General features: G+C 68.3%; 15 protein-coding genes. 8 read left to right on the top strand and 7 right to left on the bottom strand.

Annotation, left to right across the window (positions count from 1 at the left end):
* Both IT293_15340 and IT293_15335 read right to left on the bottom strand, forming a co-directional pair.
* Positions 1 to 1309 (bottom strand): glutamine--tRNA ligase/YqeY domain fusion protein (locus IT293_15340; GenBank protein MCC6766030.1); only part of this gene is annotated, 1309 nt, incomplete at its 3' end.
* 90 nt (positions 1310 to 1399) lie between these two features.
* Positions 1400 to 1678: a hypothetical protein gene (locus tag IT293_15335; protein MCC6766029.1), complete on the bottom strand. Its 279-nt coding sequence runs from the start codon at positions 1676 to 1678 to the stop codon at positions 1400 to 1402.
* Positions 1679 to 1988: 310 nt separating this feature from the next.
* On the opposite strand from IT293_15335, the gene IT293_15330 reads away from it, so the two are divergent.
* The 5 genes from IT293_15330 (at position 1989) to IT293_15310 (ending at position 9389) form a co-directional block, all read left to right on the top strand.
* Entirely contained in the window at positions 1989 to 3848 is a 1860-nt protein-coding gene (locus tag IT293_15330; GenBank protein ID MCC6766028.1) for an acyl-CoA dehydrogenase, read from the top strand.
* Between the two features lie 249 nt (positions 3849 to 4097).
* Positions 4098 to 4346, top strand: a complete 249-nt coding sequence (locus IT293_15325) for a GlsB/YeaQ/YmgE family stress response membrane protein (GenBank protein ID MCC6766027.1) — start codon at positions 4098 to 4100, stop codon at positions 4344 to 4346.
* 230 nt (positions 4347 to 4576) lie between these two features.
* Positions 4577 to 5164, top strand: coding sequence for a peptidoglycan-binding protein LysM (gene lysM / locus IT293_15320; protein ID MCC6766026.1), 588 nt, complete (start codon positions 4577 to 4579; stop codon positions 5162 to 5164).
* Positions 5165 to 5227: 63 nt separating this feature from the next.
* A complete protein-coding gene (locus tag IT293_15315; protein MCC6766025.1) occupies positions 5228 to 5644 on the top strand; it encodes a hypothetical protein in 417 nt (138 codons plus the stop codon).
* Positions 5645 to 6104: 460 nt separating this feature from the next.
* Positions 6105 to 9389: a DUF748 domain-containing protein gene (locus IT293_15310; GenBank protein MCC6766024.1), complete on the top strand. Its 3285-nt coding sequence runs from the start codon at positions 6105 to 6107 to the stop codon at positions 9387 to 9389.
* A 924-nt stretch (positions 9390 to 10313) separates the two neighbouring features.
* On the opposite strand, the gene IT293_15305 is transcribed toward IT293_15310, so the two are convergent.
* Positions 10314 to 11819: an AMP-binding protein gene (locus IT293_15305; GenBank protein MCC6766023.1), complete on the bottom strand. Its 1506-nt coding sequence runs from the start codon at positions 11817 to 11819 to the stop codon at positions 10314 to 10316.
* 398 nt (positions 11820 to 12217) lie between these two features.
* Between IT293_15305 and IT293_15300 the strand changes: the two genes are divergently transcribed.
* From IT293_15300 to IT293_15290, 3 genes are read left to right on the top strand one after another with little or no spacing between them, the layout of a single operon-like run.
* Positions 12218 to 14155: a serine protein kinase gene (locus IT293_15300; protein ID MCC6766022.1), complete on the top strand. Its 1938-nt coding sequence runs from the start codon at positions 12218 to 12220 to the stop codon at positions 14153 to 14155.
* A 15-nt stretch (positions 14156 to 14170) separates the two neighbouring features.
* The gene (locus tag IT293_15295) at positions 14171 to 15478 is read left to right on the top strand and encodes a DUF444 family protein (GenBank protein MCC6766021.1); all 1308 of its coding nucleotides are present in this window, start codon (positions 14171 to 14173) and stop codon (positions 15476 to 15478) included.
* Positions 15479 to 15482: 4 nt separating this feature from the next.
* Positions 15483 to 16913, top strand: a complete 1431-nt coding sequence (locus IT293_15290; protein MCC6766020.1) for a SpoVR family protein — start codon at positions 15483 to 15485, stop codon at positions 16911 to 16913.
* Between the two features lie 14 nt (positions 16914 to 16927).
* On the opposite strand, the gene IT293_15285 is transcribed toward IT293_15290, so the two are convergent.
* The 4 genes from IT293_15285 to IT293_15270 all read right to left on the bottom strand — a co-directional run bounded on the left by IT293_15285 (position 16928) and on the right by IT293_15270 (position 24018).
* Positions 16928 to 18460, bottom strand: coding sequence for a GMC family oxidoreductase (locus IT293_15285; GenBank protein MCC6766019.1), 1533 nt, complete (start codon positions 18458 to 18460; stop codon positions 16928 to 16930).
* Positions 18457 to 19062, bottom strand: a complete 606-nt coding sequence (locus IT293_15280) for a hypothetical protein (GenBank protein ID MCC6766018.1) — start codon at positions 19060 to 19062, stop codon at positions 18457 to 18459. Before IT293_15280 ends, IT293_15285 begins: the two co-directional genes overlap by 4 nt.
* A 120-nt stretch (positions 19063 to 19182) precedes the next feature.
* Entirely contained in the window at positions 19183 to 22884 is a 3702-nt protein-coding gene (locus IT293_15275; GenBank protein MCC6766017.1) for a DUF11 domain-containing protein, read from the bottom strand.
* 69 nt (positions 22885 to 22953) lie between these two features.
* On the bottom strand, positions 22954 to 24018 hold the full coding sequence (locus IT293_15270) for a hypothetical protein (GenBank protein MCC6766016.1): 1065 nt from the start codon (positions 24016 to 24018) through the stop codon (positions 22954 to 22956).
* Positions 24019 to 24098: the final 80 nt, after the last annotated feature.

Raw genomic sequence — 24098 nt, 5'->3', positions numbered from 1 at the left:
GCAGCTCGACGACGGCGCCGCTCGCGTCCTTCACCACGCGCTCGCACTTGATGATGTAGGCGTAGCGCAGGCGCACCTCGCGCCCGGGCGCCAGCCGGAAGAACTTGCTCGGCGGCTCCTCCATGAAGTCGTCCCGCTCGATGAAGAGCTCGCGGCCGAACGGCAGCGGGCGCGTCCCGGCGGCGAAATCCTCCGGGTTGTTCACCGCCTCCATCTCCTCGACCCGATCCTCCGGATAGTTCTCGATCACGACCTTCAGCGGCCGCAGCACCGCCATGACCCGCGCTGCCCGCTTGTTCAGATCCTCGCGGATGGCGTGCTCGAGCTGCGCGACGTCGACCGTACCGTCGCGCTTGGCGACGCCGACGCTCTCGCAGAAGTCACGGACGGCCTCCGGCGTGTAGCCGCGGCGCCGGAAGCCCGCGATGGTCGGCATGCGGGGGTCGTCCCAGCCGCGCACGTGGCCCCCCTGCACGAGCGCGAGCAGCTTCCGCTTGCTCATCACCGTGTAGCTCAGGTTCAAGCGCGCGAACTCGATCTGCTGCGGGTGGCACGGCGTCGCGAGCTCGTCGAGCACCCAGTCGTAGAGCGGACGGTGGTTCTCGAACTCAAGCGTGCAGATCGAGTGCGTGATCCGCTCCAGCATGTCGGAGAGGCAGTGCGTGAAGTCGTAGAGCGGATAGATGCACCAACGGTCGCCGGTGCGGTGATGCGCGATCCGGCGGATCCGGTAGAGCGTCGGGTCGCGCAGGTTGAGGTTCGACGACGCCATGTCGATCTTCGCCCGCAGCACGTGCGCCCCGTCGGGAAACTCGCCCGCCCGCATGCGCGCGAAGAGGTCGCGGTTCTCGGCGACGCTGCGATCGCGGTAGGGGCTGTTGCGGCCGGGCTCCGTGAAGGTGCCGCGGTGGGCGCGGATTTCGTCGGCCGAGAGGCTGTCGACGTACGCCTTCCCCTCGTCCACGAGCCGCATCGCGAAATCGTAGAGCGCGTCGAAATAGTCGGAGGCGTAGAAGAGCTTGTCGCCCCAGTCGAAGCCGAGCCAGCGCACGTCCTCCATGATGGAGTCGACGTACTCGACGTCCTCCTTGGCGGGGTTGGTGTCATCGAAGCGCAGATGACAGACACCCCCGTACTGCCGCGCCAGACCGAAGTTCAGGCAGATGCTCTTGGCGTGCCCGATGTGCAGGTAGCCGTTCGGCTCGGGGGGAAAACGCGTGACGACGCGCGCGTGCTTCCCGGTGCGGAGATCGTCTTCGATGATCTCACGGATGAAGTGCGACGGGGACTCGGAGACGCGCTCTGGCATGGGCGCGGGATCCTAGCGCGCCGCGTGGCGGACGTCGAAGCCGGAGCGCGGGGCACGTCGTCGACGAAGCGCCGCGCCGAAGAGCGGGCTCTAGTGACGGCGACGCCGGACGCGATCGCCGAGCATCGCGGCGCCGCCGGTCGCGACCGCGAGGGCGCCGGCAAGCGTCCCCGGATCGATCTCGGGCGCGCCCTGCTCCGGCGCGGCCTCGCGGGCGGAGGTGGCGTCCCGACCGCCGTTGCCGCAATCGCCGAGCAGCCAGCACCAGAAGTCGGCGCGCGCCGGTACGGGCGAGAGCGCCGTGGCCGCGATCGCGAAGAGCGCCGCACGCACCGCCAAACGCGCACGTCGATGCGTTCGATCATCCATACACCCCTCCCTCAAGCAACCCGCGTGCCGCCATGCGGCCGCCAATAGGGATGCCTCACGTGTGTGACGGCCGCAAGCCCGCGGTCCGCCGCAAATCCGCACGACGACACGGCGGATCGGCCGCGATCCGCACCGCTCGGCGCCGATCCCGGCCGCGATCCGCGGGCGGGGATTCCCGCGCTTGGCCACCGACGGGCCGTCACGACGTCGCGGATCGGAAAACTTGACTTCCGCGGATTTTAGGGCAGCTTCTCGCGACCCGCCCCGTCGGGACCTGGCCCGTACCTTCCACGAGAAAGGAATCCCTCGTATGTCCGAAGCTGCGGTCAATCACTTCAAGGCGGATCTGCGCGCGATCCGGTTCACGCTCTACGAGCACCTGAACGTCCAGCAGCTGTTCGATCTCGCGGCATTTTCCCACATCTCCCGGGAGGAATGCGACGCGATCATCGAGCAGTGCCACCGCTTCGTGAACGAGGTCACGGGTCCGATCAACGGCACGGCCGACCGCGCGGGGTGCAAGCTCGAGCACGGCGTCTGCAAGACGCCGGCGGGCTTCAAGGACGCCTGGAAGAAGCTCTTCGAGCTCGGCCTCATGGGATTCCCGATGCCGGTTGCCGACGGCGGGCTCGGCGGCCCGCACGCGATCGCGGTCGTGCTCGAGGAGCTGCAGAGCGGCGCCAACTGCGCCTTCAACATGTACTCCGGCCTCACGCACGGCGCCGCCGACGTGATCTCGAGCTTCGCCCTCCCGGAAGACCGGGAGCGCTTCCTCCCCCCCATGGTCGAGGGTCGCTTCGCCGGCACCATGTGCCTCTCCGAGCCGCACGCCGGCTCGGACGTGGGCGCCGCCAGGACGCGCGCCAGGCACCTCGAAGGCAACATCTACAAGATCACCGGAACGAAGTGCTGGATCTCGGCCGGCGACCACGACCTCGCCGAGAACATCGTCCACCTCGTGCTCGCGCGCATCGAGGGCGCGCCCGCCGGCACGCAGGGAATCTCGCTCTTCATCGTGCCGAAGATCTGGGTGAACGAGGACGGCTCGCTCGGCGAGCCGAACGACGTCGCCACCGCTTCGATCGAGCACAAGCTCGGCATCCGCGCCTCCGCGACCGCCGTGCTGAACTTCGGCGACAACGACGGCTGCCGGGGCCTCCTCGTCGGCGGCACGCCGCACATGGGCATGAAGCAGATGTTCCGCATGATGAACGGTGCCCGCATCGCCGTCGGCGTGCAGGGCCTGTCGGTGGCGTCGGCGGCATATTTGAATGCGCTCCGCTACGCCCGCGAGCGTCTCCAGGGCTCCTCGGTGCGCCAATTCAAGGATCCGAACGCCCCGCGGGTGCCGATCATCGAGCACTCGGACGTGCGCCGCATGCTGGTCGAGATGAAAGCCAAGGTCGAAGGCATGCGGACGCTCTGCATCAAGCTGGCGCTCCACCACGACCTCGCCCACGCGCTCCACGAGGTCGACGAAGCGAAGGCGATCTACCACCAGGGCCAGGTCGATCTCCTCACCCCGATCGTGAAGGCCTATTGCGCGGATCAGGCGTTCCGGGTCGCCGAGCTCGCCATCCAGACCTACGGCGGCGCAGGCTACGTCCAGGACAATCCCGTCGAGCAGTACTGCCGCGACGCCAAGATCTTCTCGATCTACGAGGGCACGAACCACATCCAGGCGCTCGACCTCGTCGCGCGGAAGCTCCAGCAGCACGGCGGCGAGAACTTCACCGCGTTCCTGACCGAGATCTCGGAGTTCGTCGCCGCGCACTCCGACAAGCCCGGCCTCGGGGCCGAGGTCCGCGCGCTCGGCGAGGCTTCGACGGCGCTGCAGCGCGCCGCCGGCGCGCTCATGGAGTACTTCATGAGCGGCAAGATCGACCAGGTGACCCTCGTCGCGAACCCGTTCCTCGAGGTGATGGCGGACGTCACCATCGCGCATCTCCTGCTCGGCGCGGCCGTGGTCGCCGACGCGAAGCGCACCAAGGACGAGGACGACGACGAGCCGAACCGGCACGAGGTCGACTTCTACAGCGGCAAGGTAATGGCGGCGAAGCACTTCGTGAACTTCGTCCTGCCCGGCGTGCACGCGAAGGTCGGCGCGATCGTGAGCGGCGACCGGAGCGCACTCGACATGCCCGACGGCGGGTTCTCGACGGCGTTCTGAACCAACCCCGAAGGCGCGGCGTCCTCGCCGCGCCCATGAGGTTCGTCCCGCGTGGACGGGCACGCGACACCCCATGGCATCGAGCGCCGAAGGTGGTGCCGAACGACGTCAGCAACGTGATCGAGGACGTATGACCCGTCCCCTATCTGCAGAACCCCGATTTCATTGCGCTCGCAGCGGCGACCAGCTAGTTGAGGGACCGTCGACTTCGCAGATCCCGAAAACGCGCGTAGCCGTTCGGAGGGCCCAATGAACTGGATCGTGACGATCATCGTCGGAGCCATCGTTGGATGGCTCGCCAGTATGGCCATGAATACCAATGCGCAGATGGGAGCCGTTGCCAACATTCTCGTCGGCATCGTCGGCTCGGCCCTCGGCTTCTGGTTGGCCGGGGCGTTGGGATTGGTTGCCGCGGGCCCGATCATGGGTTGGCTGGTCGCGGTCGCTGGGGCGGCCGTACTGATCTTCCTGCTCAAGACGGCCGGCGTCTTCGCGTAACCGTCGCCGCAGTCCATCCGTCTCCACGGTCGTGCTGCGCTCTCGGGATGTCGCTCAGACGTCCTGGTGCACGCATGTTTCGATGGGTGCAGAGCCCGAGGCTCCCCCGATGTCTCGTGAAAGGAAGCAATGGCCAACAAAGCGAGCTTCACGCCCGATGAATGGAAGCGGATGCTGGAGGGGGTGATGATGGCGGGCATTGCGGTGAGCGTCGCGGAGCCGAGCGGCCTATGGGGGATGCTCAAGGAGAGTTTCTCGTCCGCACAGGCCATGACGTCCGGCAAGAGCGGTGCGAGCGAGCTCGTCAAGGCGCTGGTGGCGGAGCTCGAGACCTCGGACGGACGCGGCATCGCGCGCGAGGGTCTGACGGCGCAGTTGAAGGGCAGCAAACCGCCGGAGATCCGGACCAAGTCGGTCGATGCGCTTCGTCAGCTGGCGGGCCTGCTCGAGACCAAGGCGCCGCAGGACGCCGCGGCCGTGAAGTCGTGGCTCCTGGGCATCAGCCAGAGTGCGGCGAAGGCACGGTCGTCGTCGCCGGCAGTGTTTCCGATCAGGCCACCAAGGAGAAGATCGTGCTGTGCTGCGGGAACGTCGAGGGAGTCGAGCACGTCGACGAACGCATCGAGGTGCACCGTACCGAGCCCGAGGCGCAGTTCTACACCGTCGCGAAGGGTGACAACCTCTCGAAGATCTCGAAGCAGTTCTACGGCGATCCGAACAAGTACCAGAAGATCTTCGAGGCCAATACGCCGATGCTGAAGCACCCCGACAAGATCTATCCGGGACAGATGCTCCGCATTCCGCCGCTGGAAGGCTGAGGGTCGTCGCCAAAGCCTACCGAGATCTCGGCACCGTCGCTGCGGCGACGAAGGAGGGACACGATGAAAGACGCACGTCGAGCAATGCTAGCCCTGGCGGCGCTCTCGGCACTGGTACTGGCTGGCTGCAGCCCTGACGATCACACGGCGCAACAGGCCGGCCAGAAGATCGACGAAGCCGTCGATCGCGCCAAGGTCGCGACCGACGAGGCGGCGAAGAAGGCCGCCGACGGCGCGGCGGCGGCAGGACAGGCAATGCGCGGCGCCGCCAAAGACGCCGCGGATCTCTCGAAGAAGGCTGCGGACAAAGCGGCGGACACCGCACGCCAAGGCACCGAAGCGGCACGAGAGGCGAGTGCGGCCGCAGCCGACAAGGTCGCCGACGCAGCTGCCGACGCGAAGGCGGCGGCCGGAAACGCCGTGGAGGCGGTAAAGGCGGCGGCGCGAGCGGCGGTCGCAACGCCCGCGCCGCCGCAGTAGCGGTGCCCGCGCGGGTTGGGACGGCTTCAGGCCGCGCAGAGAGCAGTCGTCGGAAACAGCCAAGCGGCTGCGCGCGTCGAAACGTCAGCTCCGCGACGAGGTGCAAGAAGAGGCGCGTTCGATCCGCGGCTTCAAGGAGACGCACACTTCGATCCTGGAAAGCCGGGCCGTCGCCGCGCGGCTGAACACCATTCTGGCCGCGACACGTCCGAGCAATCCGGTGGTGAAGATCCTGACGTTGGAGCGGGCGGGAAACCGGAATCCGGCTTCGAGTCCTCAACCTCGTCAAGAGTGCTTCGCAGCGTATTGTTCGGGCCCGCTCGCGTTCAGTGTCGATCGGACGTGGAGGCGACGACCAGATTGACGTCGAAGCCTCGCCGCCGTCGTCGTTCATGCGCGGCGCGGCGCGACTACAATCCTCGGGCACGCGTTCCGCGTTGCGTGTAAAGGTCTACGCATCATGACCGAGACCGTTCCTCCCATGGCACCGCGGTTCTGGCGTCGGCTGCTCGCGCGCCGGCGGTATCGCGTCGTGCTCGGGTTGGTGCTGCTGGCCGTCATCGTACGGATCGCGTTGCCGGCCGTGCTCCGCCGCGTCGTCGTCGCACAGGCCGACGAGGCGCTGGTGGGTCGCGTCGAGATCGACGACATCGATCTCGCGCCCCTGACGGGAGGACTCACGTTGCACGGCCTTCGGGTCTTCAGCACCGAGGCAACGCCGGTCGAGTCGACAGCACCGGCCTCGACGGCTGGCGCCGAGGCATCCGCAGCGCTGGATGCCCCCGTTGAGCCAGTGGCGGCGCGCACCGGGGCGCCGCCCGAAGCGAGGCAGGGTCCACCTGGATCGGCCCCCGTCTTCTCCGCCAAGACTCTCGCCGTGGACATCACTCTCCTTCCGTTGCTGCACCGAACCGTCGAGGTGCAGCGGATCACGCTCGACGGCGTCGCGGTCAGCCTCGATCGCGCGAAAGATGGAACGGTGCTCTTGCCGACCGCCGTACCGTCGAACGAACCGCCGCAGCCACCGAGCGAAGCTCCCGGATGGGGCGTGCTCATCCAGAGTGTCGCGCTGCACGACGGGCGCATCGGCTTCCGCGATTTCGCGGTCAGCGATCCGCCGCAGCGCGTGGAGGTGGCGTTGTCGACGCTCGATGCGCGGCAGCTCGCGTTGCGGATCACGAAGAGCGGCCTCCAGCCCGGCAAGGTCACGCTCGACGTCGGAATCCGGGACGGCACGCTCCACCTCGAGGCTTCGATCGAGAGCCTGCCGGCCGGGCCGGCGTATGAATCGCACGTCGTGCTCGCGAACGTCCCGATCGCCGACTCGCGGCTCTACCTTCCAAAGATGGGATGGAGCGGGCTGACCGGCTACCTCGACGCGGATCTGATACACCGCTTCGAGTCGCAGGGTGCTCACACGGCACACGGGACGGCCGGCCTCCGTGACCTCGACGTACGGGTCGCCGAGCTCGACGATCCCGCCCTCTCCTGGAAGAGCCTCCGCGTCGACCTTGCCGGCATCGACTTCGTCGCCCAACACGCGGAGATAAAAACGGTGACGCTCGACGGCCCCCGCCTCATGACGCGACCCTCGGGCTCTGAGCCGTTGCCCGTGCTGCGTGGGTTACTCGCGGCGGCGGCGGAGAAGGTCGCAGCGGCAATGCCAACGCCGCATCCGGCGGCGACGGCGACGATCGTGCCAACCGCGGTCGCGTCGGCGACACCCGTCGTCTTGCCAACGACGGTCGCATCGCCCGCGCCGTCCAAGGCCTCACCTGAAGGCGTAGTGACTGCCGCATCCACGGACGCGACCTCACCGCCGCCCGCGGCGGTCACTGCTCCGACCGTTTCGACCGAGAGCGCGAAGCCGTGGACGTGGGCGATCGGCAAAGTGTCCCTGACCGACGGTCATGTGCAGGCGATCGGCGGTGACGGTCCACTCGGGATCGACGTCACCGCCGAGGCCGCGCCTGTCACGAGCGTCCCGGAGGAGCCGATGACCATTCAGCTGAAGCTCGTGCCGTCGTCGGGTGGCACGCTCGACGTCGCCGGCGCGCTCACGCAGGCGCCGCTCGGATTCGACGGGACGCTCGAGACCACGGACCTGAAGCTCCCGCCGCTCACGCGACCGGTCGCGACGGCACCGACGCGTCTCTTGAAGGACGGCCGCGCGAATCTCGACCTCGCGATCGTCGCCGGCGTCGCCGCGAACGCCCCACCCGACGGCGTCCGCATCTCTGGCACGATCGGCCTTGCCGACGTCGACGTCGCGGGCGAAGATCCTTCCACCTTCGCGGTGCGCTGGAAGCAGCTCACGGTCGATCTCGGCGCGCTCACCGCGCCGGGTGTGCTCGCGCCTGGAGGCACGGCGGCGCCGAATGTCATCGACGCCGCGGTCCGCGCCATCACCCTCACGCGTCCCGACTTCACCTTGGTGCGAACCGCGACCGGCATCGCGCTCCCCGCGGCAGTCGGTGGGGCAAGCCCGTCGGCGGCCCCGCTCCCGCCGGCGGCCGCACCCGCCGCCGCGTCGCCGCCCGCGCACGACATCCGCATTCGCACCAATCGCGTCGCAATCGAAGCGATGCGCGTCGCGACGACCGACACGACCGTGCAGCCGTTCTTCCACTCGACCCTCGATCCCATCGATCTGCACGCGACCGAGGTCGGCTGGCCGGGGCCCTCGGCCAAAGACGTCAAGCTCGTCGCCAAGAGCGCGGACGGCGCCATCCTCACCATCACGGGCAACGTCGCCCCCGAGCGAACCCGGCTCGTCGCCAAGCTCGCGAGCTTGCTGCTCGAGCCATTCAATCCGTACGCGACCAGCACCGGCTACGGCATCGGCGGTGGCACGGCCGGGCTCGAATCGGCGATTGCGATCGACAAGAGCGCGTACGACACCAAGAGCCGTATCACACTCAACGAGCTCGACGTCCGCAGCGGGGAGGGCAACACGCTCTTTCTCGACCGTTTCGGCATGCCGCTCGACGTCGCGCTCTCGTTACTGACCGACCTGCGGGGCAACATCGTCCTCGATCTCCCGATCAAAGGCGACGCGAAGGGGATGCGCACCGACGTCGGCACGTTGATCGCGAACGCCCTCACGCGCGCGATACTGAACGCGGTGACGTCGCCGCTCAAGCTGATCGGCGCGGTCGCGCGTATCGGCGACAAGCCGGCCTCGCTCGCGCCCCCGCCGCTCGCGTTCGCGCCGGGCCGCGCGACGCTTGTCGACGGCGAGGTGCCGAAGCTCGCGCCGGTCGCGAGCCTGCTCGCCGAAGCCCCCGGCCTCACGTTGCATCTCCGTGGCGAAGCAGGCAACGCGGATCGGCGCTGGATTCAGGAGGACGCGCTCCGGGCCAAGCTCGAGAAGGAGAGTAGCGGTCTCGGCGCTCTCCGTTACGTCGGCGAGCGCGGTGCGCGAAAGGCGGTGCTCGCCGCGCTCACCGCGCGTGCGGAGGGCACACCCGGCGACATTCCCGCCGAGCATCAGCCGTGGTTCGACGCCGCCGTCGCCGAGCAGAGCGTCGACGACGACGCGCTCAGACAGCTGGCGTCCGCCCGCGCAACCGAGGTCCGTACGAAGCTCGCGAGCGGGCAGGGGGTCGATGCTTCCCGCGTCGTGCTCGATGAGCCCGCCGTCGATGCGTCCGCTTGCTCGGTCGTCGCGATCGGCCTCGGCACCGCCGCGCCGAAGGCTTCCGGTTCCAGTGCTAACGCTCCCCCGACGAAGAAGACCCCCTGATCTACGCGTCAGCGACGCGGTGCGTGTCACGCCGGACGCGGACGGCTTCTACCGGCTCGAGGTCGACGTCACGTTCGGAAGTGTCACCGTCTTCGACCAGAACTACGCCGTCACGAGCGCGCTCACCAGCAATCACTACGGCAGCTCGCTGATCTGTTTCGGGTGGAACTTCAAAGATCCGATCCAGGAGTGCGCGCCCAATCTCACCCGGGGCCGGCGAGCTGCTCGGCGACGTCACCCACCTCGAGGCGTACGCGATCAAACCGCAGAAGGGGCAGCCGAAGGCCACGCCGCCGGCCGGGCTCGCGTTCACGAGCGCGCTCGGACCGCTGGTGGTCGACACCGGGAAGGCCGCTCAGTCGGAGCAGTGTCGCAGTGAGGATCGGCGTCGCGGTCAACCTCGGTTGATCTCCATCGTCTCCCCCGCCTCCCCCGCCGCCACATGCGGCGATGGAGAGACCACAGAGCAACACCATGACGCGGATGAACATCGGGTTCTCCGTTCATAGCTCCAGCGGGAAGAGAAGCTTTCGACCCAGGATACATCAAGAGCCGCGTGGGGTTCGTGCCCACAGCGACATCACGCGTTCTTTCCGGCCCTTGCCGCTCATCCGGCAGGTCTTCGGCTTCGGCGGCGGCACGCCCGGTGATGCGCGCCCGCGCCAACGAAGCGGAGTGGCTCGAAGTGGCCCGGCGATCGACGGTCGAGACGCTGGAACCCCTCGTCGCACGCACCCGCCGCCCCGACGCCGTTCCCCCGATCGGCAGCTCGGCGTCCGGCCGGGCGCGCCCCCCTTCCTCACCTACGTCGGCGAGCGCCTCTGCCGACCGAGCGGCACGAGCGATGCCGCCGCGGCGCCGCCGGCCCGACATTCGCGATGATGACGTCGCTCTCATCGCCTCTCATCCGAGGATGCCCGGGCGTCATCGTGCGGATCGGGAGGTGGCCGCATCCGTGCGCAACGCCCGACGCAGGAGCTTCCCGGTCGAGCTCTTCGGGAGCGTCTCGACGAACGTCACCTGCAGCGGCTTCTTGTAGCCGGCAAGCCGGGCGCGGCAGAAGTCGATCAACTCGTGCTCACCGACCTCGGCACGCGGCCGTCGGACCACCCACGCGGCCACACCGCGGCCCCAGCGCTCGTGCGGGATGCCGACGACGGCCGCCTCCGCGACGGCCGGGTGCGCCTCGAGAACGACCTCGACCTCGCGCGGGTAGACGTTGAAGCCGCCGCTGATGATGACGTCGTCGCTGCGGTCGACGAGCGTGAGGAAGCCGGCGTCGTCGAGGCGGCCGAGGTCGCCGGTCCGGAGCCAGCCGTCGACGAGCGCGGCGGCGGTCGCCTCGGGATCGCACCAGTACTCGCGCATCAACTGCGGGCCGCGGACGGCGATCGTGCCGACCTCGCCGGGCGGCTGCGGCACGCCGGTGGCGTCGAGGACCCGGAGCTCGTTCGAAGCGGTCGGCAGCCCGCAGCTTCCCCGGCGGCGCGGATCGAGGTGGTCATCCTTCCGCAGGGTCGTGATGGGAAACGGGCACTCGCTGAGCCCGTAGATCTGCAGGAGCACGGGCCCGAGCACGTCGAGGGCCCGGACCATGAGGTCCTCCGGCATCGGGGCGGCGCCGTACACGACCGTGCGGAGGCTCGCCAGCATCTCCTTCCGCGCCGGGTCCGCGACGAGCGCGGCGATCATCGTCGGCACCAGGAAGATCAAGGTCACTCGCTCGCGCGCGACGAGCTCGCGGAACGCCGCGGGATGGAAATCGTGGCAGAGGATGCTGCGCGCGCCCCGCCAGAACGCCGGGGCGAGGAGCGCCTCGCTCGCGTGGGTGAGCGGGGCCACGTGCGCGACGGTATCGCTCGGGGACAGCTCGTGGAGCTCGGCGAGCAGGTTCCGCAGCGACGCGAGGGCGCACCCGTGGGTGAGGACGGCCGCCTTCGGACGCCCGGTCGTTCCCGAGGTGTAGCGGAGACGGGCGACGTCGTGCTCGGCGGCGGGCGGCCGCGGCGGTGTGGCGGGCGCCCCCGCGAGCCGGCGCTCGCGAGCGGCGTCGGCGCCGCTCACGTCCCAGACGGCCGCTCCCTCGGCCTGGCGCGCGGCGCCGAGCCCGTCGGCGCCGGCGAGGACGACGCGCACGGCCGCGTGCTCCAGCATGAACGCCACCTCCGGCGGGGCGAGGCGGCGGTTGATGCCGACCCAGACCGCCCCCGCGCGCAGGATCGCTTGTTGAGCGGCGACGTGCGCGATCGAGTTCGGGAGGAACGTGGCGACCCGGTCGCCGGGACCGACCCCGGCGCGCACGAGCTCGTGCGCGAGGCGATTCGCGCGCGCATCGAGCTCGGCGAAGGCGACGCTCCGATCGCCGTCGCGCAGCGCCTCGCGCTCGGGCCACCGGCGCGCGGCGCGACGCAGCGCCTCGGTCGCATCCATCGCGGAGTGTGTGTTCCGAAACTCCAGCGCGGTCAAGCTGGCGACGCGCACGGCATCGTGCGCGGGTTTCGCGTTGACACTTCGAGAAGGCCGGTGCTACGTGTCTTCGGGGGCGGGGTGAGCATGGCCATGCGTTGGCCGGCGGATGACGACGGGAACCATCGGCTTGCCGTGGCGGCATCCGGTGGAGCTGAGTCCGCCTCCCCCACCGCGTCGCACGACGCGCGTCGGCATTGCGGTGCGTCGCATGTCGCGATCGTCGCCGCGCGGCATCGGGCTTTCCACTGCACAGACCGGCCACTATACTTTCCGCGAAGCTCTGATCGTTCACATGGCGCGTACGCGCTGCGCGCCATGCGGGCCACCCGAGCTCCTGGCCCAGCCAGGAAGGAGCGTTTATGGAAAACGGGAAGAGCGTCTTCGAGAAGCTGATCAAAGACGACCGCGCCGTCCACGAGCAGAAGAACTGGCGCGGAACCTTTCTCGAGTACCTCGAACGCGTGCGCGAGGATCCCACGCTCCCGAAGCTCGCGCACTCCCGCGTCTACGACATCATCCTGCGGATGGGGACGACGGATCTCCACGACACCGACGACCCCCGCGTGAAGCGGCTCTACAAGGACGAGTCCATCAAGTCCTACGGCTTCTTCCGTGACGAGTTCTTCGGGATCGAGAAGACGATCTCGCAGATCGTCCGCTACTTCCACGCGGCCTCGCTGAAGGGCGAGGAGAGCCGCCAGGTGCTCTACTTGATGGGGCCGGTCGGCTCCGGCAAGAGCTCGCTCGTCGAAAAGCTCCAGCGCGGCCTCGAGTCGAGCGATCCGTTCTACGCGATCGACGGCTGCCCGATGTTCGAGGAGCCGTTGCACCTCCTCCCCCGGCATCTGCGGAAGGAGTTCGAGAAGATGCTCGGCACCCACATCGAGGGCGACCTCTGCCCGGTGTGCCGGTTCCGCCTGAAGGACGAGTTCGGCGGCCGTTACGAGGAGGTGCCGATCGTCACGAAGAACTTCTCGAAGCGCAATCGCGTCGGCATCGGCGTCGTGCCGCCGGTCGACCCGAACAACCAGGACACGTCGGTCCTGATCGGCAGCGAGGACATCTCGAAGCTCGACGTCTACTCCGAAGGCGATCCGCGCGTGCTGGACTTGAACGGCGCCCTCAACGTCGGCAACCGCGGCATCGCCGAGTTCATCGAGGTCTTCAAGAACGAAACCGAGTACCTGCACGCCATGATCACGGCGACCCAGGAGAAGGTGATCCCGGCTCCGGGACGCCACGGCCTCGTCTACGTCGACGCCGTCATCGCCGCCCACTCGAACGAGGCGGAGTGGCAGAAGTTCCGCGCCGACCACACCAACGAAGCCATCCTCGACCGCATCGTGGTCGTGAAGGTGCCCTACAACCTCCGCCTCTCCGAGGAAGTGAAGATCTACCAGAAGATCATCCGCAACTCGGACTTCCGCGCCCACGTCGCGCCGCACACGCTGGAAGTGGCGTCGATGTTCGCGATCCTCTCGCGCCTCGAGCCCAACAACAAGTGCGACCTCATGACGAAGCTCAAGCTCTACAACGGCGAGGAAGTCGTCGAGAAGGGCAAGACCAAGAAGATCGACGTGCAGGAGCTGCGCGAGGACACCAAGCGCGAAGGCATGAGCGGCATCTCGACGCGCTTCATCATGAAGGCGCTCGACAACGCGCTCTCCGACAACATCGACGGCAACTGCATCAACCCCATCAACGTCCGTGAGTCCCTGATCGCGATGGTGAAGGAAGCGGACATCGCCGACGACATGCGGAAGCAGCACCTCGAGTTCCTGCAGGACACCCTCCACAAGGAGTACCTCGACGTGCTCCGGAAGGAGATCACGAAGGGCTTCGTCTACGCCTACTCGGAGCAGGCCGAGGCGCTCTTCCAGAACTACCTCGACCATGCCGAGGCGTTCGTGAACAAGACGCGCGTGAAGGACCGCAACACCCGCGAGGAGCTGCAGCCCGACGAGGCGTTCCTCAAGTCGATCGAGGAGCAGATCGCGATCATCGGCTCGGCGGCCGAAGGATTCCGACAGGAAGTCATCGCGTACCTCTGGGCGCTCTCGCGACGCGGCGAGCGCATCACCTACAAGAGCTACGAGCCGCTCAAGGAGGCGATCGAAAAGAAGCTCACCGAGTCGGTGCGCGAGCTCTCCCGCATCATCACCACGGCGCGCACCCGCGACGAGGAGCAGACCACCAAGTACAACGCCATGGTCCGCAACCTCCTCGACAACGGGTACTGCGAGAGCTGCGTCGACGTCGTCCTCAAGTACGCCGCCAACAACCTCTGGAAGGACTGACGCGGCATCCGTCACATGGTCGACACGATCTTCCGCCCGTTCCGAAGCTCGGAAGCCGAGCGCAGCGACCGCAGTGCCGGCGACCGGCTTCGGCACCGGCAGAAGATCCGCGAGTCGATCCGCGAGAATATCGCCGACATCATCGCGGAAGAGTCGATCATCGGGAAAAGCCGCGATCGGGTGATCAAGGTCCCGATCCGCGGCATCCGCGAGTACCGCTTCGTCTACGGCGACAACACGCCGGGCGTCGGCCAGGGCGACGGCGACTCGCAACCCGGCCAGGTCGTCGGCAAGAACGGCCAGGAAGGCGAAGGTCAGGGCGAAGACAAAGCGGGCGATCGCCCCGGCGTCGACTACTACGAGACCGACGTCACCCTCGAAGAGCTCATCGACATCATGTTCGAGGACCTCGACCTTCCGGATCTCGAGCGGAAAGCGCTCCGCCAGCTGGAGGCGCCGCGCTCGTCGAAGCGGCGCGGCTACCGCCAGGTCGGCATCCGCATCCGCCTCGACAAGCATCGGACCGTGAAGTCCCGCATCAAGCGGCGGTTCGCCGCCGAGCGGCGCCGGCGCGCGGCCGACGAGGCGAACCCGATCGACGCCGCGCGCGACGCGGCCCTCGAGGCCGCCACGGGAGCGGCGGCGCTCGCGGCCCCGGGCGACGCCGAAGCCGCGGACGAGGACGGCATCCACGCCACTCCGGCACAGCCGGCGCGGCGCTTCCCCTTTCACGTCGACGACCTGGTCTACCGCCACGTCACGACGCAGATGCGCCGCGAGTCGAACGCGGTGGTCATCTGCATCATGGACACGTCGGGCTCGATGGACACGATGAAGAAGTACCTCGCCCGGAGCTTCTTCTTCCTGCTCTACCAGTTCATCTGCACCAAGTACCGGAGCGTCGAGATCGTCTTCATCAGCCACCACACGGAAGCCAACGAGGTCAGCGAGGACGAGTTCTTCCACAAGGGAGAGTCGGGCGGGACGTTCATCTCGTCGGGGTACCAGAAGGCGCTCGACATCGTCGCCGAGCGCTACCACCCGTCGCTCTGGAACGTGTACGCCTTCCACTGCTCCGACGGCGACAACTTCGACTCCGACAACACCGCCGCGCTGAGAGCCGCACACGAGCTCGCCGACATCTGCAACCTCTTCGGCTACGGCGAGATCAAGCCGCTCGGCTCGCGGTACTACGAGAGCTCGATGCTGAACATCTTCCGCCGCCTCGACGCCGACAACTTCCAGACGGTGTTGATCGAGCGCAAGGAGGACATCTGGCCGAGCTTCAAGGCCTTCCTCGCCAAGGACAAGCAGCAGGACTGACGCGATGCCGGGTTGGAGCCTCGACGATCTCGCCTACTGGGACGCCAAGATTCGCGCGCAGGTCGACGCCCTCGGACTCGACTGCTACCCGCAGGAGTTCGAGCTCTGCAACCACAGCGACATGCTGGCGTACATGGCGTATTCCGGCATCCCGTCGCACTACCCGCACTGGTCCTACGGCAAGGCCTTCGAGAAGCTGAAGACCCTCTACGAGTACGGCCTCTCCGGCCTGCCGTACGAGATGGTCATCAACTCGAACCCGGCGCTCGCCTACCTGATGCGCGACAACTCCCTCTGCCTCCAGGTGCTGACGATCGCGCACGTCTACGGCCACAACGACTTCTTCAAGAACAACTTCACGTTCAAGTCGACGCGCGCCGAGTTCACGATCGGCACCTTCAAAGCCCACGCGGAGCGCGTCCGCGCCTACACGGAGGATCCGTCGATCGGCGCCGACAAGGTCGAGAACATCCTCGACGCCGCGCACGCGCTGTCGCTGCAGCGCCGCCGGAACCTCGCCGTGAAGAAGCTGTCACCCGAGGAAGAGCGGCAGGAGATGCTGCGAAACGCCCAGGCCGCTCACGATCCGTTCAAGAGCATCCACCGCCGGCCCGACTACGTCGAGCCCGATCTGCAAAAAGCGCCGCTCTCGCCCGAGCCCGACATCCTGCTCTTCATCCGTGACCACAACCCTTACCTCGCGAACTGGGAGCGCGACCTGCTCACCGTCGTCGACGAGGAGGCGCGCTACTTCATCCCGCAGATCGAAACCAAGATCATGAACGAGGGCTGGGCCTCCTGGGTCCATCGCGAGATCCTGAACGCGATCGAGCTGCCCCAGGATCTGCACCTCGAGTTCCTGGTACGCCACAACCAGGTCGTGCGGCCGACGCCGGGCGGCATCAACCCGTACCACCTTGGCCTCAAGATCTGGACCGACCTGAAGCGCCGCTTCGACGAGCCGACGCCGGAAGAGATCCGCGAGCACGGAACGCCCGCCAAGACCGGGATGCAGAAGCTCCTCGAGGTGCGCGAGACCGACCGCGACCAGTCCTTCCTCCGCCGCTTCCTCACCGAGGAGCTCATGCGGGAGATGGACCTCTTCGAGTACGAGCCCAAAGGCGACGACCTCGTCATCAGCAAGGTCGCCGACGAGCAGGGCTGGCGGGCCGTGAAGGAGCAGCTGATCCGCAGCGTCGGCATGGGAGGCATTCCGGTGATCCGCATCGAGGACGCCGATTTCGGCCACAAGCGCACGCTCTACCTCATGCACGACCACGACGGCCGCGACCTACAGCTCGAGAACGGCGAGAAGACCCTCGGCTACGTCTACCGGCTCTGGGGCCGCGAGGTCGTGCTCGAGACCGTGCTCGCGGGCAAGCGTACGCTCCTCACCTTCAACGACCGCGGCTTCTCGGCGAAGACGCTGAAATAGCCCCGCCTCCCGATTCAGAAGTAGCGGTCGGCGTGATCGACGATGTGCTGTGCGGTGCGCGTGGCCAGCGCCATCACCGTCACCTGCGCCGGCACGGCGACGCTCGTCGGGAACACGCTCGCGTCGGCGACGAAGAGCCCGCGCACGGCGTGCGCCTCGCCCTGCGGGTCGACGACCGACTTCCGACGGTCGCCGCCCATGCGAAGCGTGCCCTGGGGCTGGTACGACAGGAACAGCGGATCGTTCATCCGCACGCCGCGGTCGCGGATCGGCTGGTACGCCCCGCGCTTCGCGATCGTGACGACCTCGTTGTAGGGCAGGAACACCTTCTCCGCGCCGGCCGCGAAACTGATGTCGCAGGCCTTCTCGAGCGCGTCCATCAGCTGGTCCTCGTCGCTGCCGCCGAGGCGATAGCTCACGGCCGGCGGCCCCGTTTCCTCGAGCTCGAGGCGGCCGCGCGTGTGATCGTGCAGCAGCACCGCGATGGCGCCGAGCCGCGGATAGAGCCCCATGAGCTCGCGGTGCTCGGCGCCGTAGCCGGGCAGCATGCTCGCCGCGGCGACGGGGTGCGCGAACGCCGGCACGAGGAGATAGCCGGAGCCGGCGGAGCGCCCGCCGATCGTCAGGAACTCGTCGACGACGTAGCCCTGCGGGATGCCCTTCCACGACTCGATCGGCTCGGGATAGAGCGCGGTCACGACGACCTGCGGCTGCAAGCGCAGGTTGCGCCCGACGGTGTCCGAGGGATCGGGCAACCGACTCTGCCGCCAGATCCGCGGCGAGTTGACGGCGCCCGCCGCGAGCACGACGACCTTCGCGGCGACGTCGAGCGTGTGGGCCGCACCGGTCCGCGAGCGGCGGAACACGCCCGCGACGCCCGCGGCCCTCCCCTTGCCGATGCGAACCTGCGTCACCTGGCAGTCCGGGACGATCACCGCCCCCGCGCGCGAGGCGGCCGGAACGTAGGTCGTCAGCGCATCGCCCTTGCGGTCGTAGGTGCAGCCGAGGGCGCAGTAGCCCGCGCCCAGACACTCGACGCGATTGTGGAACGGCCGATACCCGCGGTAGCCGAGCTTCTCGCTCCCGTGCTGGAGCTTGGCGCTGTTGCCGTTCACCTGCTCGGGCCGGATGGGCTGCGCTCCGATGCGCTTCTCGACCGTCCGGAAGAACGGGTGCATCGCCTCGTGCTCGAGGCCCGCGAGACCGAGCTGCCGCGCCCAGTAGCCGAGCAGCGGACGCGGGGGGCGCACGCAGAGACAGAAGCTCGCGACCGTCGAACCGCCGACCGCCCGGCCCTGCGAGACGAGCACGGTGTAATCCGCCGTCGCCTTCGTGCCGCCCTCGCGGTAGAGCCGCGGGTACATCACGTCCTCGCGCTGGACGAAGTCTTCGCCGCGCAGATACGGACCGTCCTCGACCAGGACGACGGAATGGCCGGCCTCGGCGAGCTCCGCGGCGACGGCCGCGCCTCCCGCGCCCGAGCCGACGACGCACACGTCGGCGCGGAGCTGCACGTCGGCGTCGACGGTCGCGGTGTCGAGGATCATGACGCTCGCCGCGCGGCGAGCACGGTCGCGAGATCGACGGGCGCCTCGTGCGTCACACGCGACGGCGCCTCGATGCGCCCGAGCCACGGGCCGTCATAACCGATTTCGGCGAACGACTGCGTCTGCGCATAGTACCCGAGCGCGGCGAGTGTCTTGAGGGCGCGGAAGATCACACGCCGCGCCCCGAGCGTGCTCTCCATCCACCCGCGCAGGTAGGCGTCCTGGTCGGCGGGCGACAGCCGCGTGAAGCGCCGCGGCTTCAGGTCGAAGAGGTGCGTCCCGTGCTCGACCACGCGCAGCATGAGCCGGGCCTGGCCCTGCGAGGTCGGCGGGAGATCGGCGAGCAGACCGTCGATGAAGCCGCCGAGGCGCTCGCGCTCCTCGTCCGGGAGCCCGAGAATGCGGACCGCCGCCTGCGTCACGACCGCGTACTCCTTGCGCGTCAGGAAGCGCAGCGCGCTCTCGACCGGAGAATAGCGCGTGCACCCCGAGGGGAGCACGGAGCCGAAGGCCAGGAGCAGGGCGCCGCCGAAGCCCGTCTGCAGGAGGCGCCGGCGCGTCAGGTCGACGCGCAATTCCTCGAGCGTCGCGCGGTCATCCATCAATCGACGCCTCGCATCAGCGGCGCGCATGCTATGCGTCGCCCGACGCGGACGTCAAGGCGGTGGCCCGCGACTGTCGTTCGTCAGCGATTCTCCCGCGCGTCGGACGAAGCGCCGACGCTACGGAATCGTCACCGTCGAGGGCACACAAAGCTCGCGAACGCCGGTGAGGTTGATGGCGAAGCCGTCGAACTGATTGTCGATCCCGAACGGGCCACTGAACGTCGGGCGCCGCGGTCGCGTGCGCACCTGGTAGCACATCAGATGGACGCTCGGATCGATGATCCCCCCGCCGTTCTTGTCGGCCGGGCTGCAGAGGCGGAGCGGCCGGATGACGCTGCCGCCGCGCTCGTCGATCTGGTCGGTCAGGGTCAGCCCCTTGACGCGCGTGCGGGCGCCGCGCACGCGATGGCACTTGAAGTGATCGATGGTCGGGGCGACGAGCGGCGGCGGCGCCGCGTTCGGTTCCTTCGCGGTCGGCACCAGCAGGCGCTCGGGACGGCCGACGTCCACCGTCACCACGCCGAATTGATTGTCGACCTGCACGCCGCTCCGGATCGGCGGAGGCGGACTCTGATCGATCTCGTACGCAGTGAGGTGGCAGGGTTGGAGGGGTGCCGTCGGGTCTTCACCGTTCTTGTCGGTGGGGGTACAGAGCCGCTTCAGATTGCTCACGTCGACGATCCCCTGACCGAACGCGTCGTCGAGGGTGACCCCCGTCCAGCTTCCGAACGGTTGGAGCTCGACCTCGTAACAGAGGAAGTGATCGAGCGGGAACGCGACTGCCGTCTCGATCGTGACGGCGTTGTTGTCGGGATCGGGATCCAGGACCGGTGCGACGACCGACGCCGTGTTGCTGATCGAGAACGGCTCGCAGGCGGGCTGGACGAGATCCGGATCGACCTCCACCTCGATCTCGAACGTGACGCTCTGCGTGCTCGCGATGTTGCCGACGCTGCACGTCAGCGTGCCGGGAGGTCCCTCCACGCAGGCGTCGGTGTCGCTGACGTAGCTCACCTCGGGCGGCAGGAGGTCGGTGACGATGACGCCGGCCGCGGCCTCCGGGCCGTTGTTCGTCACCGTGATCTCGTAGGTGAGCGTCTGTCCCGGCGATACGGGGTCGGGCGAGGCGGCCTTCTCGATCGCGAGATCGGCGATCGTGATCAGCTGCGTCCAGGCGCCCCGGCCGAGCGTACCGGCCACGAGGAGCCGGTCGGTGGCGTCGTAGTCGAGATCCCATACCAGCGCATTCGGGATGCCGCCGAGCTCGAGCCAGGAATCGAAATCCGACTCGATCGAGACGAAGACCCCCTGGCTGGTACCGACTACGAGAAGATCGTTGCCGGCGCCCTCGATGTACACGAGACTCCGGAAGTTCGTCGCCCCGTCGTCGCTGAGATTGCCCGTGACGTCCGTCCAGGTCGTCCCGCCGTCGGTGGTCTCGTAGACGCCAGCGACGTCGATCGCGTAGAGGCGATCGGCATCCGAGGGCGCGACGACGAGGTCGAGCACCGTGCCGCCGGGAAACGCGGTCGGCGTCGGATCCATGGTGCCGGCGGCGGTCGTCCGGACGAGGACGCGCGCATTGGAGCCGACGTAGATCAGGTCGGCGTTGCTCTGATGTCCGTAGGCCATCGCGTTGCGGTTCACGAGATAGCCGCACACGCCATTGGGACAGTTGGCGTCCACGCCGCACGCGTTGCCGGCGCTGCCACCGCCGATGCACACCGTCGGGCCCGTGGTGCCGACCTGGGCGATGTTGTCGCCCTGGTCGGCGGATTCGTACACGCCGTTGGCGCCGCCGATGACGAGACGGGTCTGATCGGCGACGTTCAGCTCGATCGGCGTCACGAACTGGCGCTGCAGCGCCGATCCGCTCGTCACGTTGAGGCCGACGGCCGTGGCGCCGCCGCAGTTGTTGGCGTTGTCGCAGGTGCGCCGCCGGAAACCGCCGAGATTCTGCGTGCTCGAATAGCGCATCGACTGACCGGCGACGCTCGTGTCGTCGACGGCGACGTCGCCGCCGTCTGCGGTCGAGACGCTGCGCCAGGTGGTGCTCCCCGTCGCGGTCTGCTCGGGCGTGCCGGTATCCTGAGCGCCGCCGATGATGATGTTCGAGTTGGTGTCGTAGGCGATGTCGTGGAACTCGGTGACTTGCAGGTCGCCGATCACCGACGCCCAATCACCGGTGGTGAGTCCCGGATCGGTCCGGCGATAGATGCCGCCATCGTCACCTTCGATGATGTCCCCGTTCGCATCGAAGCGCATCTCACGGGAATCGGCGTGCGGCGCCGAGTTCGCGCCCGTACCGACGTGGGTCAGCGACGTCCACTGCGGCGACGGAATGGTGCCCGGCCCCCCGGGTGCGATCGCGAAATCCCCGCGGAACAGGCGCCCGCTGAAGGTCGCTGCCCCGAGCGGGTTCGGAAAGTCTTGCCGATCGCCGCCCACGTAGACGAGATTCACGGCGCCGGGGTCGGCGACGATCGAGAAGTGCGTCGCACCTTGCGAGCCTGGCTCGAAGCGCGGCTCGAGACCGGTGATCTTCCCCCACGTGCCGCCGCCCCCGTAAGCCCCGTTGCTGGCGCTGCCGTTCAGCGAGAAGTTGTTGTTGTCGATGACGGTCACGAAGAAGTCGCCGTTCGCCGCCGTGTTGCCGGTGACTCCGCTGATACGGACCTGCGGCTGCTCGTTGTTGGTGAGCCCGTGGTTGTTCGAGGTGATGACGATCGGCGTCGCGTTGGTCGCGTTCGTGATCGCGAACGCGCCCGCCACGACCTGCGGCAGGTCCATGGCCGTCCAGGTGGCACCTTGGTCCCCGGATCGGAAGAATCCGCGGAGCTGTCCGTTGTTCACGATGCCGGCGTAGACTGGATTTGGCGCGACCGGGCTCACGGCGAACTCGATGTTGTTGGTCGCGGCACTCACCAGCGCCCCGATCGCGGCGTCGGTCACGTCGATCCAGTTCACCCCGGCGTCGTCGGTGCGGAACACGCCGGTGGGAAGCCCCGCGTAGAAGCGGTTGGGATCGGACGGGTCGCCGACGAGATCGAAGACCTCACCGAAATCGAGGCCGTTCAGCCCCGAGATGTTTTGGAAGGACGCGCCGGTGTCGGTGCTGCGGTACATGCCGGCACCGATGGATCCGCGACTGCTCGCCGCGACGAGGATCGTGGCACCGCGCGGACCGACGCCGCTCACGTTGCGCCCCGCGAGATCGACGGCCCCGAGCTCCGTCCACGTGGCGCCGCCATCCGTCGTTCGCAGGATGCCTCTCAGCGCGCCGCCCGTACTACCGAACGAGCTGTAGCGACCGATCCCGGCGACCAGCGTCCGATTGGCCGCGTCGGTCGGGTCGAGCTCCAAGGCACCGATCGAAAGCGACGGGAAATCGTCGATGAGCGGAGTCCACGCCGGGCTCGCCGCGGTCGCGTTGGTCGTTCGCCACAAGCCGCCGTTTACCGCGCCGATCCAGATCGTGTCGGCGTCGGTCGGATGGGTCACGACCGCGTGGACGGCGCCCACGACCTCACCGTTCTGGATCGTGCTGCCCTCCACCTGGCCGCCCGTCGTCGGTCCCGGACCTTGCGCCGTCCAGCCGGCGCCGGTCACGGGAAGCGCCGCGAGCGGCGGCGCCGGTAAAGCAGCGCGCGGTCGGGGAGGGCCAGCGTCGATGCGTTCGACTCGATCGTCGTCCGGGGGTGCTGGAACGTCCGCTGCGGCGCCTGACGGTGCCAGCGCCAGCATCAACGGAACGACCATGACGACCAGAGCCCGGCCGAAGGACGTATGGTCCGGCTTCCAGGATCGCTTCTCGCTCATCGAATGATCCTCCAGTGCTGGAGCCATGCCGGCCGCGCCAGCGGCGTGGCCCGGTGGCTGTCCAATGCGTCACCGCGGTGAATCCACGCCGGTCGGTTGCCCGGTCGTGGGTGGGTACTGTTGATCAGTGGGGAGCGTCGTGTCCCGGAGGCGTTGGGACCAGACCTCGGAGCCGTCAGCGAGTCGGACGCCCCGCAGGCTGAGCGGCTGCTCGCCGATGAAGCGAGCGCCGACCAGTCGACCCGACCGCCGCACGTCATGAACGAGAGTCGCGTCGGCAATGAAGAACCGTGCTCCGGGTCCGCTGCCCGTCACGTCGGCGATGTGACTTCCGGTTTCCAGGGAAAAAAATCGCCACGTGTACGAGCCGTCGGCGTTGCCGGTCGGGCGGCTGACCAGCAGGTGCACGCCGTCCGCCGAAGGGTAGCGAACGGACCAGCGGTCCTCGTCGCGAAACAACACCACGTCCGGCAGCACCTCGCCGGTATCGGCGCGCCATCGCTCGAGCACGGTGCGGTTGCCGCCGTCGTGCGCGCGGACAGTGGCCGTGAGGAGCGTTCCCGTCCGCCATGGCGCTCGGGGGATCTTCCCGGCCGCCATCGCGTGGCGGACGGGGGCCGAGAACGGCACCGTCTCGTCGTGAGCTTCGCGCTCGCGCGTTTCGACCCGGCCGGTCGCCACGTCGACCGCCACGACGCCGTGAAGCTGGGTCGCGCTCATGCCCGTGTCCACGCCGCTCGGCACCCGGCGCGAGAACGCCCACGACACAAATACCTTTCCGGCGCGCTGCCACCCTCTCGTCGCGAAACTGGACGTCGGCGTCTCGTCGATGGCGGGACGGACCTCGGCCGGCAGCATGGCCTCCGCCTGCGAACGCATCGTGCCGTCGCCCGCCTCGAGGATCACGATCCGCAGCGCGGCGGATCGATCGGGCGTGTCCGCTTGCACGACCAGGCGGCCGCGCAGGACGCCGAGCGGCTTGTCTCCCGCCTCGGACGTCCAGACGACCTTGCCCGTGACCACGTCGATTGCTTGGACGCCCTTCTCGGGGCGCATCGCATACACGAGGCGCCGGTTCGGATCCACGATGACGCCGGGCCGAAACTCGAAGCTCGGCCGCGCCTCTCCGGCCACGTTCGTGCCCGTGAGGAACGCGAGGGCAGCTCCGACTGCGAATGTGACTACAAGACGTCCCACCAGGAACGACTCCGAAC

The sequence above is a fragment of the Deltaproteobacteria bacterium genome (assembly GCA_020848745.1).
In the GTDB taxonomy this organism is placed as follows: domain Bacteria; phylum Desulfobacterota; class Binatia; order UTPRO1; family UTPRO1; genus UTPRO1.
Note: the sequence above shows the minus strand (reverse complement) of the source record. Positions and strands in the feature narration are given on the sequence as shown.